2 protein-coding genes and 1 pseudogene are annotated in these 3,905 nt (G+C 68.6%); 2 read left to right on the top strand and 1 reads right to left on the bottom strand.

The genetic code is table 11. The features are described from left to right. Positions 1 to 1,325 (top strand): annotated as a pseudogene (locus tag WBV89_RS05485) (hypothetical protein); the annotation flags it as partial. Here the strand turns inward: WBV89_RS05485 and WBV89_RS05480 are convergent. After that, positions 1,287 to 2,105 (bottom strand): alpha/beta fold hydrolase, encoded by an 819-nt coding sequence (locus WBV89_RS05480; protein ID WP_423980330.1) that lies wholly within the window; start codon positions 2,103 to 2,105, stop codon positions 1,287 to 1,289. The pseudogene WBV89_RS05485 and the gene WBV89_RS05480 sit on opposite strands and share 39 nt — an antisense overlap. A gap of 110 nt (positions 2,106 to 2,215) precedes the next feature. On the opposite strand from WBV89_RS05480, the gene WBV89_RS05475 reads away from it, so the two are divergent. Beyond that, positions 2,216 to 3,905: AI-2E family transporter (locus WBV89_RS05475; RefSeq protein ID WP_423980329.1), on the top strand; the 1,690-nt coding region annotated here is incomplete at its 3' end.

The raw sequence follows: 3,905 nt of genomic DNA, 5'->3' as shown, positions 1-3,905 counted from the left end.
GAGGTGGAGTGCTTCGCTTGCCACCGCGCAGCGATGTGCTGCCGTCGATTCTCTCCGCCATCGCGCTCGGCCCGACGCTCGTCGTCGTGCCGAACGTCGCCGACGCGTCGCTCCTCACTTCGCGTTTGCGTCGCGCGGGTGCCACCGTCGCGTTCGTTCCCGATGACTTCGCTGCTGCCGCCGGGGGCGTCGACGTCGTCGTCGGGACTCGATCGGCCGCGTGGATGCCGTGCGCCGGAATGGCCGCAGCGATCGTCGTCGACGAACACGACGAAGCTCTCCAAGAGGAGCGTTCGCCCACGTGGCACGCCCGAGATGTGATCGCCGAACGCTGCTTCCGCGCAGGCGTTCCGGCGGTGTACATCTCGCCGGTGCCGACATTGGTCGCGATCGAGGAACTGAGCGGACCGGATGGGATTGTGCATCCGTCTCGCGAACGCGAACGCCTGCACTGGCCCCACATCGAGGTCGTCGACCGCACGGATGAGGAGCCGTGGAAGAAGTCGTTGGTGACGTCGGCGTTGATCGACCGGATCCGCGACCCGTTGCAACGCGTGCTGTGCATCAGCAACACGACCGGGCGGGCACGGGTGCTGGCGTGTCGGTCGTGCATGGCGCTCGCGCGCTGCGAGAACTGTGACGCAGCGGTCGGCCTGGCCGACGATGGGCGGCTGGCATGCGGGCGATGCGGCACTCAGCGCCCACCGATCTGTCAGGCGTGCGGAAGCGGGTCGTTCGCCAACCTCCGACCGGGCGTGACCCGGCTCCGCGAGGAACTCGAGGCGGCCGCGAACCGTCGCGTGGTCGCGATCACCGGAAAGGACGACGAACCACCCCAACGGTCCGACGTGTACATCGGCACGGAGGCAGCTCTGTACCGGGTGGAACCCCTCGACGTCGTCGCATTCCTCGAGTTCGATTCCGAGATGCTCGCTCCACGGTTCCGGGCATCCGAACAGGCGATGGCGTTGGTGGTGCGCGCCGGGCGGCTGGCGCCGACGGTCATGATCCAGACGTTCAACCCGGAGCACGAGGTGGTCCGCGCCGCGGTGGCCGCCGATCCCGACATCGTGGTCGGTGTCGAACGCGAGCGCCGCCAGATGCTCGGTCTTCCGCCGTTCGGTGCGCTCGCCTCAATCACAGGCGGCTACAGCGACGAGTTGGTCGCCGAACTCGATCGCGAGGCGATCCAGGTGGGACGCGACGGCGACGACCGGTACCTGGTTCGCGCTCGCGACTGGACGACGCTCGGTCGGGCGATCAACGAGACCGTGCGCCCGGCCGGGTCACGCGTCCGGGTGGTCGTCGACCCGCCCCGCGTCTGATCCGATCGAGGCGACGAAACCGGCCACCAGCGCGGTCCACCGCGACATCTCGTCGGCGGTCGACGCGATGTGCACCTCCGCCTCGGGAATGAGCCGTCGGAGTTCGTCGGCTGTGCTCACCGGGTGGACGGGGTCGCCGGTCCATGCCAGGACGAGCGTCGGACAGGTGATGGTCGCGATCTCGTCCCGGGACGGGAGCTGTGCACGCGTTGCTCCGCGCATCGCCCGGGCGAGTCGCACGGGATCCCAGCTCCGCAACCCGTCAGCCCGTCGTGCAGCGAATTCCGGGTCATCGACGAACGGATCGGGCGGAGCGACGACGGCACCCGCGGCGATCACCCGCTCGACGCCCACCGTCTCGACCGCCCGCGCGCCCTGTTCGTAGGTTTCAGCTGCGCTTGCGCGGGTCTCCCACCCGGTCGGCGGGATCACGAGCACCAGACCGAGCACCCGCTCCGGAGCGAGCACGGCTGCGTGGAGGGCTGTGGCGGCACCCATCGAGGCGCCTGCGGCGATGTAGCGCTCGATGCCGAGTCGGGACGCGAGTTCGAGTTGGTCGCGGGCGAGCTGATCCCATCCGTAGCCGTCGAGATCGGACGTCGACTCCGATTCGCCGTGCCCACGAGCGTCGTAGCGCACGACCGCGGCATCGATGCCCGCCAGGTCGACGAGGGGCCGTCGATCCTCCAGGAGGCGGCTCTGCGTCAGGCCGTGACCCCAGACGAGGTCGATTCCTGCTCCGATTCGTTCGTGAGCGATCTCGGCATGACGGATCTCCATGCTCGCCAGCCTCGCGCGTCCCGTGGATCCGGGCCGTCTCCCGGTCGGCCGCTCGACGCTGCCCGCCGGCGAGCCGCGATCCCGACAGCCGCGCGTGGGATGATCAGGCGTTGACCGAAGGATCGGAAGGGGTGGATCATCTCTCGAGCGAACGTCCGATCTTCGAGGTCGACATTCCGGCGACCGCGCTCATCAAGCTGGCTGCGGTCCTCGTCGTCGCATTCCTGATTCTCGCCGGCCTCAACCGGGCGCAACAGATCGTCGGCATCGTGATCGCGGCGGCCATCCTTGCGGCGATCATCGCCCCGGTGGTGCGATTCGGGGCCCGCCTGCTCGGCGATGTCGTGTCGACGGTGCTGGTCCACGTCGTGCTGCTGCTCGTGATCGCCGCCGCCTCAGGGCTGGTGATCCAGTCGATCCAGTCCGAGTCCGAGGCACTCGCGGACTACACCGAAGTCCAGCTGGACGAACTCGAGAACGAAGGCGGGCCGACATTCCTGACGCGCACTCGCCTCGACGAGCATGTCGGCGAGACCGTCTCCGACTGGGGGATGGGAGCGGTGGTCGGTGAAGGCGATGCCGGTGGAATCGCGACACGCCTCTCGGAGCTGGTCCTGCTCGTCGTGTTCAGCGCGTTCTTCACCCTCCAGGGCGCGGCGCTGCTGACCATGGCGCTCGGTTGGACCGAGGATCGGGACCGGCGACGAGTCCTCCGTGAGATCTGGGCGGAGGCGGGTCAGCGAGCTGCGTCGTTCACCCGTCGAGCCGCGTTCGTCGCCGTGGTCAGCGGCGTCGGGGCCGGTGCCGTTGCGGTCGCATTCGATCTGCCTGCGGCGTTGCTCGTCGGGGTGGGCGCAGGCTTGCTGTCGATGGTCCCACTGCTCGGCCCGGCGGTCGGGTGGCTTCCCCTCGTGATCATTGCCGCCGTCGACGGCGAACCGAGCCAGACGCTTGCCGTTGCTGCTGTTGCCGTCATCGGAGTCGTGGCGGTCGGAGCGCTTCGCGTCGAGGTGATCGGTCGCGGCTTCAGTCCCGGTCTGCTCCTCACGGCGCTCGGGCTCGCGGCCGGTTTGAGCGCGGGCGGCCTCCCGGGTGCGATCTGTGGCATGTTCATCGCCGTGTTCGTGGCCAGCGCGCTGGACCACGATTGGACGACCGAACGGATCGCCTCCTTGCCGGGAACGCCGGCGATGCGGCCCCGGGCGTCTCAGAGCGTCCACACCGTGTCGTCGGGCGAGGCGGACGAAACACCGCCGTCACCCGAACGGCTCGGTGTCGATCAACGGGTTCTACTGCAACCGTCCAACCGCACCCTGTTGTGGATCACGGGGATCGCGATCGCGGCGTTCTCGCTGCAGCTGTCGATCTCGCGGATCGGACCCACGATCATCTGGGCCGTCGTCGGCATCCTGATCGCGATCGGCCTCGATCGACCCGTCTCGTGGCTCGAGCGGAAATGGCGAGTTCGACGATTCCTGTCCGTCGTCGCGGGTTCGCTCCTGATCGTGGCTGCCGTCGGCGCGCTGGGATTCTCCGCGTCGGAGTCGCTCGGCGGCTCGTCGAAGGTCAACACCGATGTGTCCGAGATCGCTGCGTCGCTCGAAGACCTGCCGCTGATCGGCGATCGGCTTGCCGAGATCGACGTGGAAGAGCGACTGCAGCAGCTCCAACGCGACGTTCCGCAACTCATCTCGAGTTCGACGCTGAGCGAGCGAGTCGCCCCATTGGTCGGCGGCGGCCTCGTCGGTGGCTTCTGGATCCTCGTGGTGGCGATGTCGTGTCTGATCGACGGACCCCGAC

Origin of the sequence: Ilumatobacter sp. (assembly GCF_049588435.1) — a bacterium.
In the GTDB taxonomy this organism is placed as follows: Bacteria; Actinomycetota; Acidimicrobiia; order Acidimicrobiales; family Ilumatobacteraceae; genus Ilumatobacter_A.
The sequence above is the reverse complement of the archived record's forward strand: the minus strand, read 5'-3'. Positions and strand labels throughout refer to the sequence as shown.

Coding starts and splice junctions, on each gene's coding strand:
- WBV89_RS05480 (WP_423980330.1), bottom strand. CDS start 2,105: ATGGAGATCCGTCATGCCGAGATCGCTCACGAACGAATCGGAGCAGGA.